8 protein-coding genes are annotated in these 16633 nt (G+C 40.4%); all 8 read right to left on the reverse strand.

Annotated elements, in window-relative coordinates; all coding sequences use genetic code 11:
• Nucleotides 1–848, reverse strand: an 848-nt coding sequence (locus N2K84_RS14340) for a glycoside hydrolase family 38 N-terminal domain-containing protein (RefSeq protein WP_486865339.1), incomplete at its 3' end; no start/stop codon positions are given.
• Nucleotides 849–1103: 255 nt separating this feature from the next.
• Nucleotides 1104–3161: a GxGYxYP domain-containing protein gene (locus N2K84_RS14345; protein ID WP_282592512.1), complete on the reverse strand. Its 2058-nt coding sequence runs from the start codon at nt 3159–3161 to the stop codon at nt 1104–1106.
• A gap of 35 nt (nt 3162–3196) precedes the next feature.
• A complete protein-coding gene (locus N2K84_RS14350; protein WP_282592513.1) occupies nt 3197–5263 on the reverse strand; it encodes a GxGYxYP domain-containing protein in 2067 nt (688 codons plus the stop codon).
• A 79-nt stretch (nt 5264–5342) separates the two neighbouring features.
• Complete coding sequence (locus tag N2K84_RS14355; protein ID WP_282592514.1) at nt 5343–7004, reverse strand: RagB/SusD family nutrient uptake outer membrane protein; 1662 nt, start codon at nt 7002–7004, stop codon at nt 5343–5345.
• Nucleotides 7005–7007: 3 nt separating this feature from the next.
• On the reverse strand, nt 7008–10019 hold the full coding sequence (locus tag N2K84_RS14360; protein WP_282592515.1) for a SusC/RagA family TonB-linked outer membrane protein: 3012 nt from the start codon (nt 10017–10019) through the stop codon (nt 7008–7010).
• Between the two features lie 34 nt (nt 10020–10053).
• Nucleotides 10054–11838 (reverse strand): RagB/SusD family nutrient uptake outer membrane protein, encoded by a 1785-nt coding sequence (locus tag N2K84_RS14365; protein WP_282592516.1) that lies wholly within the window; start codon nt 11836–11838, stop codon nt 10054–10056.
• A 28-nt stretch (nt 11839–11866) separates the two neighbouring features.
• On the reverse strand, nt 11867–15307 hold the full coding sequence (locus N2K84_RS14370) for a TonB-dependent receptor (RefSeq protein ID WP_282592517.1): 3441 nt from the start codon (nt 15305–15307) through the stop codon (nt 11867–11869).
• Between the two features lie 121 nt (nt 15308–15428).
• Nucleotides 15429–16616 carry a FecR family protein gene (locus N2K84_RS14375; protein WP_282592518.1) on the reverse strand — a complete coding sequence of 396 codons (1188 nt, stop codon included), beginning with the start codon at nt 16614–16616 and terminating at the stop codon, nt 15429–15431.
• Between the last annotated feature and the right edge of the window lie 17 nt (nt 16617–16633).

Here is a 16633-nt window from a genome sequence, read left to right on the forward strand (position 1 = left end):
TCTGATGAGGATAACACAACCTGGAATTTGCTATCCGGGTTATCCAAACTTTCTACAGCATGACGGACATCCGTTTCCCGCGGCGCGCCTCCTTTATCACCAACACCATAATAACGGTAATCAAAGGCGTAGCCACATCGTTCTAAATTATCATTTAGTCGTTCAGAAAAAACTTCGCTTTTATCCAATCTCTTGTCAATATCACCGGTATATCTTGTTGCGTTTAATGCAGCAATAACTCCCTTCCCGTCAGGTCCATTCCAAACGCCTACATTAAACGGGATGCCAACAGCTGATCCCCAAGTTAATTTTTGGGTAGAAAACCCCAATAATCCACAATGATGCCAAACAGAAGGGACATTGGCCAGAAAACCAAAACAATCGGGCAACATATAATCAAAGCTTTCTTTCCCGAATTCCTTCCGGAAATAATCATTCCCATACAAAACCTGACGAATAAGTGATTCAGAGGAAGACGCATTAACCTCTCCTTCATCAACAGAAGAACCCGAGACATGCCACCTACCCTGTTTTACATACTCCTTTACTTTCCGGTATTCTGCCGGGTAATATTCTTTCATCATTTTATACCGGCGGGAACCCGTAAAATTAATGACATAATCAGGGTACTTTTCGAACAACAAAAAGTTCTCCTCCATGGTATTTTTAATGTATTCATCGATTGAAGCGGTATAATCCCATCTCCATTCCGTATCCAGGTGACTGTAACCAACCGTGTACAAGACCCTGTCCCTGGTTAGGTCAAATTCCTTTTGCTTTTCAAGCGGCTGGGCCATTAAATAAACCGGCAACAGAAACGCCAGCATTAAAATTGATTTGATCTTCATAGTAATAATTTTATCTTAATCCATATATATTGCATTCTTGCTCTACCTAAAACAACAAAACTTGTTTTTACCCTAGTTTGAATAAAAAAATGTGAAAAATTGAAGGATTGGCAAATAAAGACCAGAAAAGAACAATGCCACGGACATTAAAATCCCTGATACCTTTTGCTCCAATATTGAGGTTTACACCACATTTAAAATACAGGCAATACCGGACCAACTAGTTGACAACATCCAAATACTCATTTAAACTCACTATAAGAATCGCACAGGTACTAATACTCTTTGCCCAGTAGAGATTCCATATTCAAGTTGTCCGTTTGTATTACAAAATTGTTTTGGTATATCAACCTCAAACTTGACTTGAGATGTTTGCCTCGATTCTAAACCAACAGATTTACTAAACCTGAGATTTTTATCTAAGTCCTCTGAGATTATTGTCAACTGAAATTCTATCGTTTTTGATTCCTGACTTAAATTCTGCAATGTTGGTGTTAAAGTATTCTTGCTTCCTGCTATTAGCTCTACTTTTTCCATTGGGAAACTCTCCGGTGGTTCAATCAAAATCGAATTAGAATTTGCTTCTGCAAAAAGTTTATAGAAGGTCCGTGGAGCAACCACTTCAAACTCTTCGCCAAGATTTCCTACCACTTTTACCATATCTGTTATCGTTAGCTTATGGGCCGGGACATGTAATGGAACAAAAAGTGGCCTCTGCATTCTACATTTGGCAATTTCCTTCAAACCTGCTACCCAATTTTCAACAGATTTTTCTCCTTTGGGATTTGATGTTGGCAACCACACAGTCGATTTCCCTCCTTCGCAATCAAATAATCTTACAGCTTTTGCTTTTCTTCTTTCGTAGCCTTCCATCACTCCATTGAGCTGACCTCCTAAAACTTCACGATAAACATTTGATGTTTCATCAGTTACAGCCCCGGAAGGACTCATAACCGTGAGTTCAGATAAACCAGTCATTTTTATATATCTTCCAGTTTCATTGAGTACACCACGCAGCTTATCCTTTGGCATTTCTTCCGGGTAGAAATAACCAATACCGGAAACACCATTAACAAAAAAATCATTCTCAGTGGCTGTTGCCTGAAAATAATCAAGTATTCCTGGCGCTACATCAGCCAATAGTGGTTGGATTTCCCAACCAAAAGGAATCTTGCCCCTTTCCGGCAATTGCCACTGACCTCCTTGCCCCCTTCGCATCAGAAAGTTTAACGAATCTCCATCAGACAGCACAAACGTCAAGTAAATTTTATTTTCCAGCGGCTTAGTACTTGTTTTTATTGCTTTTTGCCTGAACCTTTCGACTGCACCTGGGATTCTAACCCGACTATGAAAAGAAAAGTTTGCAGCATAAGTCGAAGTTCCTAATGCCAATTGGCCATGTTTTGATAGATGACGAATATGATTTTCCTCACCAGCCCCCTGATGCCAGCCAAACACATATCCTCGGGGCTCCATCGCCTGAAGAATCCGATCTTTGAGCGTATATTCATTACCCTTACTTGCCAGTTCAAAAAAGAAACCTTGCTCAGCTACCGTAAAATCACGTGCCCGATTTGACGTATGAAAAGAATTGGTTGGTATATTCCCATTCGTCATGGGTGTGGGTGTTCCCAAGTTTGCAACCCTGGCATGGTTGGCCTGCGGCCACTGCTGTTCAAAGGCCCATTCATATATTTCAAGCTTGCTCATTCCCTGAAACTGCCCGCGAAGATCTCTTTTTACAGTTAAGTTCTGCAAATAGCCCTTATTGCTTTTTAATATTGTTTCGGTGACGGGCAGCAGGTTTTCAATGCTGGCATAATTTGCTCCAATATTGGCCGTTGCAGGCACTTCTGTATCCACGATTACACATCCATTAAGCTGAAAAGATTTGTTGGAATGAATTTTATCGAAAATCGTATACGGATTATCAATCTCCTCAAATTTTAAATGCTCATATTTTTTATACCAATTATAAAAAACACGTTCATCCTCAACTGGATATTTGGAATACCACCCCTCCCTGCTCTTCTCCGGATAATAAAAAAATACATTGGCCTCTGTCCTGTTCATAAGTCCCTGAAGACAACTGAACATCAACATTTCCCAATAGGTCATTCCATGCATATTGGGAACCAGTATCTGATTCCGGCTTCTTGCCGGATTTCCACATGCCTGCAAGCGGAACGTGCCCAGCAGCCCCATCGCAGTTCCACCAGTTAACAATCCAACCTTTTTTAGAAAGTCTCTTCGTTCCAGTTCATCATTCCTGGAAGAGTTGCTTCTCGTATGTGCTTCTTTAAATCCGGACATTTTATGTCTTTTATAGGTGAATATTTGAATACCGATTAAATGAATTTCACCGGTATTCTCATTGAGGACCTTCCATTCATGAAATATTCGAGTTGCCCTGCTTTATCTTTAAATTTTCCCGGAATTTCTACTTTTAATTCCAATTCAGTCTTCTCTTCCTTCTCTAACCGGACTAACTCTTCAATTTGGATCTCCAGGGTTGAATCAATTACAGTGACGGTTACGCCTAAGTTCACATTTTTGGGATTTCTGCTAAAGTTCTGTAGTTCCGGGGTTAAGATGTTTGTATTTCCTGCCTTTAAAATCATTTCCTCCGGCGGAAAACTCTCGGGAGGATTAACGACAACAGAATTTCTGTGAGCGCTTACAAACAACCTATAAAACATATCGGGAGACACGGCCTTAAAATCGTCCCCCAACTCTTCCAGCAACTTAACCATATCGGTTATTGTAAGTTTATGTGCAGGTATATGCAGCGGGACAAAAAGTGGCCGCCGTGTCCGGGATTGAGATAATTCTTTTATTTCCTGAATCCAATGATCCAAGGCTTTCCCTCCCCTCGGGTTGGAAGTTGGCAACCAGACCATATCATGCTGAGATTCCTTTTCTTTATAAAATAATCGTTGATCCTTCGCGGAACGCCTATCATAACCTTCAATAATACCGTTGATTTTATCGCCCAGGATTTCATGGTATAGTTCAACCCTTCCATCATCGGTAGGTCCCTTAGGCCCCATAACAACTCCGGAAGACAGTCCCGTCTTTTCCAGGTATACTCCAGTCTCCTGCAAGATACCCCGAAGTTTATCCTTTGGCACAGCACGGGGATAAAAGTCAGCTATCCCGGAAACACTTGCCACAAAAAAATCATTTTCAGTGGCTGTGGCCTGAAAATAGTCCAGGATTCCAGGTCCTTCTTTTGCCAACAGGGGTAAGATTTCCCAGCCAAAGGGGATTTTCCCTCTTTCGGGCAATTGCCACTGACCTCCTAATCCTCTTCGCGTAATAAAATTCAGGGAATTGCCATCAGAAAGAATAAAAGTTAAATATATTTTTTCTTCCAGCACCTCCTCTTTCCTCAAACCTGCGACCACCTTTTCCCTGAACCTTTCTACAGCCCCGGGAACTTCAACCCGGCTGTGAAAAGAAAAGTTGGCGGCATAAGTTGAACTGCCAAGCGCCAGTTGCCCATGTTTTGAAAGATGCCGAATATGATTTGTTTCACCAGCGCCCTGATGCCAGCCAAATACATATCCCTGGGGATCCATCGCCTGAAAAATCCGATCTTTAAGCTCATATTCACCTCCCCCGCTTGCCAAATCAAAAAAGAACCCCTTTTCGGCCACGGTAAAATCACGTGCCCGATTTGACGTGTGAAAGGAATTGGTCGGCATTTGTTCCGCAGGACCAGCCTGAGGGGTTCCCAGATTGGCCACCCGGGAGTGATTGGCCTGCGGCCACTGCTGTTCGAAGGCCCATTCATATATTTCAAGCTTGCTCATCCCCTGAAACTGACCGCGAAGGTCCCTTTTTACAGGTAAATTTGTTAAATACTCTTTATTGTTTTTCAATATTGTTTCGGTGACGGGCAGCAGGTTTTCAATGCTGGCATAATTTGCCCCAATATTGGCCGTTGCAGGAACTTCCGTATCCACAATTACACAACCATTAAGCTGAAAAGATTTGTTGGAATGAATTTTCTCGAAAATCCCATACGGATTATCAATCTCCTCAAATTGTAAATGGTCATATTTTTTATACCAATTATAAAAAACACGTTCATCATCAACCGGATACCTGGAATACCAACTCTCCCTGCTTTTCTCTGGGTAATATAAAAATACATTGGCTTGTGTCCGGTTCATAAGTCCTTGCAGACAACTGAACATCAACATTTCCCAATAGGTCATTCCATGCATATTGGGGACCAATATCCGATTCTGCCCTTTTCCCAGATTTCCACATGCATGTAACGGGAATAGACCCAGCAACCCCATGGCAGTTCCACCAGACATCAATCCTATCTTTTTTAGAAAGTCTCTTCGTTCATGTCTTTCTATAGATTGCTTCTTCTTTGATTGTTTAGAAAATTCCTTGTTCATAATAACCTCCAAGTTTATAACCGGATTAACCCAAACATCACTAATTATTAAATATTAACAAGCAAACCTTTTCTCAGTGTTACCACCCTGAGGATTGCTCCAGATTTTCATTTACAAACACTTCGTTTTGAGGAATTGGGTAAAAGTACATCCGATCGTCCCAAATCCGTTTTTCGACTAATTTCCGCGTGTAATTGAAAGTTCCATTTTCATTTTTTGTGATCTCCATCCCGTAAATATCTGTAGTTGATGGCCCGATTTTCCAACGCCGAATATCCCAGAAACGATGATCTTCAAAAGCCAATTCCACCCGACGCTCATTTCGTAATTTTTGACGGAAGCTCTCCTTTGTCATATCTGTAGGAAAATCAGGCATGTCTACCCTACTCCGAAGTTGATTCACAGCCTGTGATGCCGTCAATCCCAAATCTGCCGGGTTATATGGACCATAGGCCTCATTCATTGCCTCGGCATAATCAAGTAAAATACCACCATAACGAAAAAAAATCCAGGTATGAATAGCTTGAGTTGTATTGTTAGGATCTAAACTTACGTTTTCAATAACCTGTTTTTTTAAATAGTAACCTGTTACAGTCGCCCGTTCCTGAGGTGGACCATCACGCCCGTCCTTCCAGATTTCCACCGGACGTCCTTTCCACATCGAATTATTAATAATAACCGTTTCATACAATCTTGGATCGCGGCCTTCATATGGATTGAAAGGGTCATATCCGGAATCAGGGTCCTCAATACCTAATCCGGTTGCTTCCATTTCAAAGGCATCAATGAGATTTTGAGTCGGCGCCGTGCCCGGATTGGCACCTTCAAATCCAATTGGGAAATTGGAACGTTCAAAGAGATTTGAAGCGTCTAATCTCCTTTCAAAGATTACTTCGAGACTATTTCGGTTGTTTGCTATATTACTATATTTCGAAATGACTTTGTAAACCCCCAAATCAATTACATCCTTTGCTGCCCTTGCTGCTTTTATCCATGGTTCTATGATGCCGTCTGGATTATGCAATGGACTGGCGGCAAGCAAAAGAACGCGGGATTTAAGGGCCATAGCAGCTCCACGAGTTGTCCTGCCCCTTTCCTTATTTGGAACGGAGTCGTAAGACTCTGGTAATTCAGGAATAATTGCATCACATTCATTGACTATAAAATCAACAATTCCCTGAAAAGGAGTCTGTTCAACTAAATTGGTTTGATCAAGTGTTAAAACATTTGTGATCAAAGGAACATCTCCATAACGTCTTAACAAATCATAGTAAAAGAATGCGCGTAAAAAACGTGCCTGCAAGGGGAACAACCCTGCTTCTTTCATCAAGTTCTCATAATCGTCGTTAAATCGGAGATCCTCATAGTTTTCCAAATTGAAATGCTCAAGGAAAATGTTTGCCGCCCTTATCCCTTCATAAGATGCTCCCCACCTGGCATCGATCGAATTTATAGAACTCCAACTACCATCATTGAATTGTTGAACAGCCGATCCGGTGAAAATTTCTTCAGCATCGTCAGAAGCTGAAGCGCGCATTGCCCCTCCCACGCTATTAAAACCTTCCGGAAGCAAACTATAGATACCAGTAAGAAAATTTTTAGTGCGCTGAAAATCATTAAAAGTATCTTCTTGTGTATAATAGTCATTGTCGTTATAATCCAAATAATCACATCCGGCTAACAATATAATTAAACTAATAATTACATATAGTTTAGATAAATACATATTCATAATTTTCATAGATTAAAATTTTAATTCCAGACCTATCTGATAAGAACGTAAAAGAGGGTATGAGACATCAAGCTGCTCAGGGTCCATGACAGGGATATTGTCAATAGATAGTAAATTTCTGCCGCTTAAATACACACACAAACTTTCCATATTCAAGGAATTGATCAACTTGGGAGGGAAATTATACGAAACCTCCAGATTACGCAATTTGGCATATGAACGGCTTTTAAGCCATAAGCTGTTTGTTTGAAAATTATTGTTATTGTTAACTGTCGTCAAACGTGGGTAAATAGCCTCCCCAGATGTCTGCGCAGTCCACCGCCGATCATAATAATATTGAGAAATATTGGTGTTGTTCCTTAGGGGCCAATAAACGCTCGGAGTATTTAAGAAAGCGCTCTGATTTCCTGTCCCCTGGAAAAGTGCGGATAGCTTGAATCCTTTGTAGCTAAACCCGAGTGAAATGGAATAGTAGATTTCAGGGTACCCTTGAGCATAGCCCAAAGGAATCTCATCATACTCATTGATTATATTATCACCGTTTTGATCTTTGTACTTGATATCACCAGGTACTACGTCCCCAAAAGATTGAAAAGGACTGTTACTAATATCAGTCGGGTCTTCAAAAAAACCGATAGCTTCCAACCCAAAAGTTTGACCAACACTTCTTCCTGTACGCTGTAAATAATCAAATGGCCGGTATTGTTCGTTAATTTCAATAATTTTGTTACGGGTGAAAGAAAAATTCCCTGCTATGCTGTATCCTACATCCCCTATAAAATCTGACCAACACAAAGTTGCTTCCACTCCTTTGTTTTCAACAATGCCATTGGAAGTCATAGGGGGAGAAATGCCGAGTACTTGTGAGTACCCGCCTCCTGTATCTGTTAAGATATTCTCACGTCGCGAATAAAAAAGATCAGTTGACAAATCCAGTTTTCTGAAGAGTTTGGCATCAATTCCCAGATTGGAAGTGTAAGCGGTAGCATAAATGAAATCCGGTGATGCAAGTCGATCCTCTTCAAATCCACTTTGGTAATTATTGCCGCTTTGGAACCAATAGCCTGATCCTCCGCTGTAAGAAGACTCATAGATATTCGTATTGGGTAATTGGTCTGCTCCATCTCCGTTCATTCCCCAAGAAGCCCTGAACTTTAACCAATCGACAAAGTGAATCCTGCTCATAAATTCTTCATTTGAAATCACCCAGGCAACTGATGCCGCCGGGAATAAGCCAAAACGATTTTCAGGGGGAAGTACACTATAACCGTTATAGGAAGCTATAAGATCTACAAAGTATTTCTGAGCCATTCCGTAATGAAGATTTGTCGCAAAATTTTGTCCGTGAAAAGTGTTGTTCTTACCCTTCAGGCTTTTTGAATTCTGATGAAAAAAAACAGTCCCCTTGAATGTATTATTTCCAAAATCCCTTTGATAATTAAATTTTACCAATACATCCGATTGGGTTCGCTCCGAGTTAACGTTTCCAAAAAAATTCAAATCTGTATCCTGCCCATATTCAGTAACCAAAGTATCTATAATGCTACCATTGTTATCCCGAACAGGAACCAGATATTGGTAACTGTAATTTTTTGATTGCCCCTCATCAAATCGATTATAGGTATTATACCGAACTGTGGCATCAACACTCATTCCCGCTATTAACTGATCAAGATCCTGTTGTAATGTTCCTCCAACTGATATTTCACGCTCATTGGGATTACTTACACCCGTTGAGGAAAGAATAGCCAAAGGATTGTTGTCATAAATTGGCGTTCCGCCCCAACTTCCATCAGGCGTCTTCACGGGAAATGAGGCCGATGGAATTGAATAAATGGCATCAAAAATTTTATTTGAACTTACCCCCCGATTAGGTACATTATTCTCAACTAAATTTCCTGCTGCATCTATTTTAAGCAATAACTTCGAGGTTATATCAATGTCGAGGTTACTTCTAAAGTTGAATCTGCCATACTTTTTTTGCGCATCGTAATCTTCCGTGGGATTCGTGTTTGCATAAATACCAACATCACGTACATAATTGACCAACGTATAATAACGCGCAACGTTTCCGCCACCTTCGAAAGTGAGGTTTAGGTTTGATCGTGTTCCAAAATCGCGCAATGCTTCATCGGCCCAATTTACGTTTGGGAATAAGTAAGGAGAATTTCCTGTTTCATAAGCTTCAATATCAGCAGAGGTATATCTTGGGGACAAACCGTCATTTGTAAGCGCTTCATTCACGGCCTTTGCATAGTTCGGTGATTTCAAAAATCCTGGTTTTACAATAGGTTGCGTTAAACTTTGTTCAAAAGAGGCTTTTACTTCGAGCGATTTCTTTGTTCCTCTTTTCGTAGTTATCAATATGGCCCCGTTAGCTCCTTTCTGTCCATACATTGCCAGGGAAGCAGCATCCTTTAAAACAACGATGTTGTCTATTTCTTCAATAGACAATGCACTAAATGGCTGTTCAAAACCATCTACCAAGATTAGAGGCGAACTATCTCTAAAAGTCCCCCTTCCCCGAACAAAAAAAGTGGGTGAGACAGGAGGTTCGCCGGCATTCTGTAAAACCTGTAATCCAGCAGCTAATCCATACAGAGCATTTGCAGGATCGATTATGGTTTTACTTTTAGGAAAATCCGAAGCATTTATCACACTAACGGCAGCAGTTATTTCATTCTTGCTTCTTTTTAATCCGTAACCAATGTTAATATCAATACTATCAGCTTTGAATAAGCTCTTCTGATCACTATTTTTCTCCTGGGATATTGTACTGGTCCTTTCCCCATTAATTCGCTGAAAATACTGAAAATCATCACCTTCAATTTCGGACCTTTCGTTTTTATGGTTGTCTGTACGCTTATATTGATTCTCAACAATTTCTGCTAAGATGATGTCAGAAGACCCACCACAGGAATCAACAAATTCTGAAATTTTAGTTTTCTGACCTGTTACGTTGAAAGAATTAAGTGTACATATTATTATCCCTATCGGGAGTATGTTTTTTACTCTAAACTTCATAATAAAATATTTAGTTAAAATATTTGTCAAAAAATCACATTTCCCAACCTGGATTCTGAACTAGGCCATAATCTTTTAATATCTCATCAAGAGGAAGTGCACTCAAATACCACTTGGGAGACCAGCTATCTTGCCAATTGCGGGCAGGAAGTTCAAATTGCTCATACGCAAACAAGCCTTCGCCATTTTTAGATATATCCATTCCATAAAGCTTCTTCTGAAAATCTTCTTCTTTTTTCCACCGGATTAGGTCATACCATCTAACTTCTTCGAAACCGAGTTCCAAAACACGTTCCCTAAGCACAGCCTCTCTAAATTCTTCCTGAGAAAGACCACCTGGCAGGTTGCCTAAGTTGACCCTGTTACGTACTTTATTCACATAATCGTAAGCTTGAGCAGTTGGGCCTCCATTGATTTCGTTCAAGGCTTCGGCATAGGAAAGATAGATCTCCGGCAACCTCAACATGGGCCAATGGGCCGTGGTTCCCCTGGATTCAATTCCATCTAAAACAAATTTCCTAATGCGATATCCTGTAGCTATGCCCTGAGAACTTTTTGAGGGACGTTCACGACCTCCTATCCATGTTTCAGCAGTACGGCTTTGATATATATCACCATTGACCAAAACGGTCTCATATAACCGGGGATCACGGTTCTGATAAGGATTCTGAGGATCGTAACCGGAAGTTGGATCGGTTATTGGCTTCCCGTTTTCCATAGGGAACATACGCACATAATTATCGGTAACCGGACCTGCTCCACGTTCTTCCAAATCATAAAAATAATAACCATCACCACTGGTTTTATATCTAACCCTGGTCGATATCAGAACTTCCGGGCTATTCCTGTCATAATAAGCATCCTGAAAGTCCTGGCGAGGATTACCGGTATTCAATAAATAATAACTTCCCGACTGTTCAACCTTATCGATCAAGGCTTTGGCTGCATCGGCTGCTTGTTGCCATAGGCCTGGGTCATAACCTCCATACCAGACTAATTTAGTATCTGCAGCTTCTCCCTCCAGATATGGTTGCGAGGCATTGAATAACGGGCTGGCGGCAAACAGCAAGAGCCGGGCTTTGAGTCCCATTGCTGCTGCCTGTGTAAACCGGCCAGCTTCTGTCTCAGGATTTTCCAGACTAAAAGGGAGGTCAGGTATTGCCTTATCAATTACAGCAACTGTTGAATCGAGTGTAGCTTTAGCTGTTAATCTCGACAAGTGAAAATCTTCATTCGGATCATAGGCATGATTTACCCAAATCATCCCACCATAATTCCTGAACAAATCGACATAATGAACGGCGATAATCATCCTTGCTTCAGCCTTTAAACGTTTTTTGTCTTCAGTTGTCATGTCCGGCACACGGTCAACATTATTGATAAAAATATAAGCATTACGGATACCTGCCCAGGCTCCGGAATTTTTAAAATTATATTTTACAGAACCGGAGTTCTTTTCCTCAATATCTGCCCCGTATGTCCCTGTGTAATAAAACTTATTAGCTGCAGAAGTTGATATATAGGATTGATTGATATCTGTCAAACAAGCAAGCATGGCCATACCCAGTTTGTCTGAGTCATAAGGTCCATCAACACTTCCAGGCCCATATGGTAAAGAGCGATAGGTATTCCACAAAAAACGTTCGGCAAAATCAGCGTGATTAAAAATTGTATCTATTGTCACATCCTGGCTCGGGGGCTTTTCGAGAAAATCGTTGCCAACTGACGGGAATTCTGTACAGGCTTGCATTACCCCGAATAGAACAAATACCATCAAGAGATAGAATTTTATGCTCCATTCAATATGATTTTTTTTCATAGTTCAGAAATATTTGATTTTAAATTTTTTAAAAATCCACGTTCACACCAAGATTATATACTCTCATTAAAGGATATTCAGATTGACTTGACTTCCCTGATTGTTCCGGGTCAATAATATCTAAACTTGAAAAAGTCAGTAAATTATAACCACTGAGATATATTCGCATCCGGCTTAAACCAATATTTTTTAAAAGACGACTGTTAAAGCTATAGCCAATCTCCGCATTTTTTAATCTTAGGTAAGAAGCATCCCTCATCCAGTAATCAGAAGTATATGACTGCCTGCGCCCTCTCGCTGCGAGTGATAAACGAGGATAACCAGCATCTTGACCTTTTTCAGGTGTCCAACGTTCCTCCCACTGATATTTTATAATATTTAGCTGGCCATTACCGCCAAAAGGAACTCTAAAGGGGGCGGCTTCCAATACACGGGAAACATTGGTGGCACCCGCCCATTGCATCGATAAATCAAAAGATTTATACCGAATTCCGAAGTTTACACCAAACGTATATTCCGGATATTCCGGAAATCCAATTGCTCGTTGATCATTTGAATTTACGACTCTATCCCCGTTTAAATCCTTGTACTTTAAATCGCCAGGTTTAGCAGCATATGGAGGCGTTGGAATATCTGAATCCGGCGCAAGATCATCTTCCGTATAGTACCCTTCAAAAACATAGCCAAATGCCTGACTAACGGGATGTCCAGTTCTTTGCATATAGGGTTCCGGCTGTAAAACCTCATCCATAAATAGGATTTTATTGCGGGCAAACGCCATATTTCCGCCAAGTGAATAGAACAAATCGCCTGTTTGTTGTCTCCAATTAACCTGTACTTCATAACCACTATTTTTAACCTCCCCGATATTTACAGCAGGCAAATTAACAGTTATATAAGCAGGAATTGTATTTAATGTGGTAAGAATATTACTGCGATATTCATGAAAATAATCAAATGCCATATCCAATTTATCCTTGAATAGCCTAATATCAATACCGTAATTTTGCTTTTCAGATTTCTCCCAGGTAACCTGTGAATTCCCGACTCTCCCCTCTGAAGCCCCCGGCTTGTCTTGCGGCACCTCAATTCCAAAGTTATATCCACCGGAAGATGCATCGTATTGATCAGGCAAATAAAGAAACCTGCCAATCCCTGAATCATTACCGACGATACCATAGGAAGCCCGGATTTTCAAAAAATCCAAAAAGGAAAGATCAGGCATGAATTTTTCCCGGGTAAGTATCCATCCACCGGAAACAGCTGGGAAAAAGCCAAAGCGCCTTTCTCGGGCAAAATTCTCAGACCCATTATACCCCATGCTGAATTCAAGCAAATATTTACCACCATAATTGTAATTAACACGACCTAATGTACTTACTAAGCCACGTGGGATTCCAGGGAGTTCACCCGGGTAATAATTTTTGCTTTGGTTGTACATCAAAAGCCCTTTTACCTTGTGCGAACCAAAATCCCGACTATAATTTAGGCGCGCCTCCATGTACCAGTCCCGATCCCGGTCATAGCTTTCTGAATAATTCAGGATGTCATCTGACCCTACTTTTTGAAATACTATGGTAGAATCTCCCGGAGCAGCAGGATCAAGGTCGGTTCTGTAATATGGTTGGTAGATAGCCACTGATGAACTTCTCTCTCTATTCCTTGTACTATAGATATTATAGGCCCCTTTGACCTGTATTTCCAATCCTTTTGCAATTACATCAAGCTTTTGCTTTACTGAGAGATCAAGATTGAGGTCATTGTGGCTGTTATTATTATACCCACTGCCATAAACAGTTTGAAAGATATCTTCGGTAAAACCAGGAATGTATTTATTTGAACCATTTGTTCCTTTACCGCTATCAATTACCTTACCATCCACCAAGCCAGCACCGCCGTAAGGAGGGGATCTATATATCTGGTACCATAAATTTGGATTCCGGATTGTGGTCTTATAGTCAAGTCTTCCACCAGCCGTTAATGAAACTGTTGTTTTTGATGTAATATCTATATCAATATTCGAGCGAAAATTATACCGATCATAAGTAGGATTAAAATCATAATCTGTTTCAAAGGTTTTAAAAAAGCCATCTTGTTTTAGGTATCCCCCGGCTATGAAATAGCGAACATCTTCTGTCCCGCCGGAGATATTAATATTCGATCTGCTTTGAAAAGCTGATGGCTTAGTCATGTAATCGACCCAATCCATATCGGGATAGATAAGCGGGTCGGAGCCTGTTCGGAATGCCTCAATAGCTTCATCTGAAAACCGCAAGCGATCCGGGCTCACTCCATCATTCAACTGAGCCTCATTATATGCAAGCGCTGTTTCATAACTATTACAAAATTCCGGAATATATGTTGGCACCTGTAATCCTGCTGAAGCATTGAGGGATATCTTTGCGGGTCCTTTTTTCCCGCGTTTTGTCTCAACAACAATTGCACCATTGGCCCCTTGTACCCCATATACAGCAGTGGCCGATGCATCTTTCAAAACACTAATACTTTCAATAGTATTGGGATCAAGTTGCATAATGGAGCCAGATCCACTTTGGATTATCCCATCTAACACAAATATTGGGCTTGATCGGCCTAAGGACAAAGAAGCCACCCCTCTAAGATAAATCTCTGGAGCATCCCCGCCCGGTTGACCGGAACGCTGTATTGTCTGTAATCCTGGAATTTTGCCAGTCAAAGCATTTCCCACTGTGGCTGTGGGCGCTTTAGTAATTTCATCGCTCTTCACAGAACTGATTGCCCCAGTAATAGTCGTTTTTGTTTGTGTGCCATAGGCGACTGCAACCACTTCCTCAATCCCGATGGCATCTGCCTCCATAACAACATTTAATGAAGTTTTACCGCCAACAGGAATTTCTTGGGTTTTCATGCCTACAAAGGAGAAAACCAAAACGACATCACTTGAAATATTTGAAAGTGAATAATTCCCGTCAGCATTGGTAACTGTTCCTTTAGTGGAGCCCTTAATCACAACAGTGACGCCAGGTAGCGGAATACCGGAGGAGTCGATGACTTTCCCGAAAAAGGAATGGGGCTGTTGGATCTGAATTGAAGGTACATCATACAAAGGGATTGCACTTAAATCACTATCCTTTCTGTATAACAAAACCTGACGGTCATCAATACTGTAAGCTACATCCGTACCTTCCAATAAAATTGTTAAAATTTCATCGATGGTTTGGTCTTTTACAGATATGGTCTTTTTCAGGGACTTATCAATAGTACCACTCTCATAAATGAATATGAACCTACTGTTGTTTTCTATTTCCAGCAGCACTTGCTCAATTGTGACATTTTCAAGTGAAAAATTCAACTTCGTATTCTCAGAATAAGTTCCTGCAGAGACAGTCAGTGCTAGCAAGATTAGCAAAGTGGCTAATCTAAAAATTAACAAAAACCTCTGGATACCCCGCATTAAACAGGAGAGATCATTTTTCCGTTTTTTCTTCATAAATTTGAACCGTTAGTAAATTATAATGACCCGTTAAATGGGTTTGTTAACTTAAAGAGCTGGTTATGGTTGGCACTTTTAATCAGCTCTTTCCTTTATGTTTTGTTTCATCTCATAATGCTTACTTCAATCTAAAATATATTTTCCCGTTTTCTTTTGAATAAACTCCATTTGATATCAATGACAGAGCATTTAACACCTGCAAATAATTATCTTTCAGATCAAGTTTTCCTGAAATTTTCCTGTTTTCTGCATCATTCATCCACACAATTTCGATGTTGTAAAACTGCGACACCCTCTTTAATAGAGAAGCCAGAGATTCCTCATGGAATACAAACACCCCATCAATCCATGAAGTGTAATCACGTACATCAACTTTTGAAACGGTATATGAATGATCCCCATTTGGTACTGTTACGAGCTGTCCAGGTTCCATTATGAGTTTTTTCCCAAAGATTGTTTTACCCGGATTGAACCTTATGGAGCCTTCTGCCAAAACTGTTTCTTCAGCCATTTCGCCGGGATAGGCTCTCACATTGAAACTCGTACCCAACACTTCTATGCTCGAATTATTTGTCTCAACAATAAATGGCTTCGATTTGTCTTTATAAACCTTGAAGTATGCTTCTCCCTGCAACTTTACTTTCCGGTTCTTCCCCTCGAATGAGGCAGGATATATCAGGCGGGAACCTGCGTTAAGCCAGACTTCAGTAAGGTCAGACAACACAACTTTTGACTGCTTGCCAAATGGAACAGTCAATTCGTTCAACACCGGGTTGGTTGTATTTTTCTTTTTCTGTACGAGCTCATCATTTATTATTAATTGCTTACCACCATGGTCATATATAATTTCAGCCTGCTCTTCCTGGATATTTATTGTATCACCATTATCAAGTAAAAGCCTCATTTCAGTTAGTTCTTGTGGCCTATAGGATGAAAAAAAATCATCTTCGTCGGTTAATGAAACGAAATACCAGGTCAAGGATGCGAACGAAAACAGCAAGACAATAGCCGCGGCATAACGAAAAATCAATTTATAGTTTTTGGTAATTTTGTTATCTTGATGATATACCCTGTTTATCTTTCTCCAGATTTGCAATTTGCGATCCGGATGGGTTATAAGCTTTTCATCATCAAAGAGCCTGACTAATTCACCTGCCAGCTCAAAGACCTCCTTTTGTTCAGGATATTTGACTAACTGTTTACTATAGAAGCCATCCATTTCCGATCTTTCATATCTTGCCCAACTACAAAAATTGGCATCATCCAAAAAATCTTCTAGAGTGTATTTTTGAAATTCTTCGCCCATTATTAAAGTGTTACATT

The organism is Gaoshiqia sediminis (genome assembly GCF_025907915.1).
Classification (GTDB): Bacteria; Bacteroidota; Bacteroidia; order Bacteroidales; family Prolixibacteraceae; genus Gaoshiqia; species Gaoshiqia sediminis.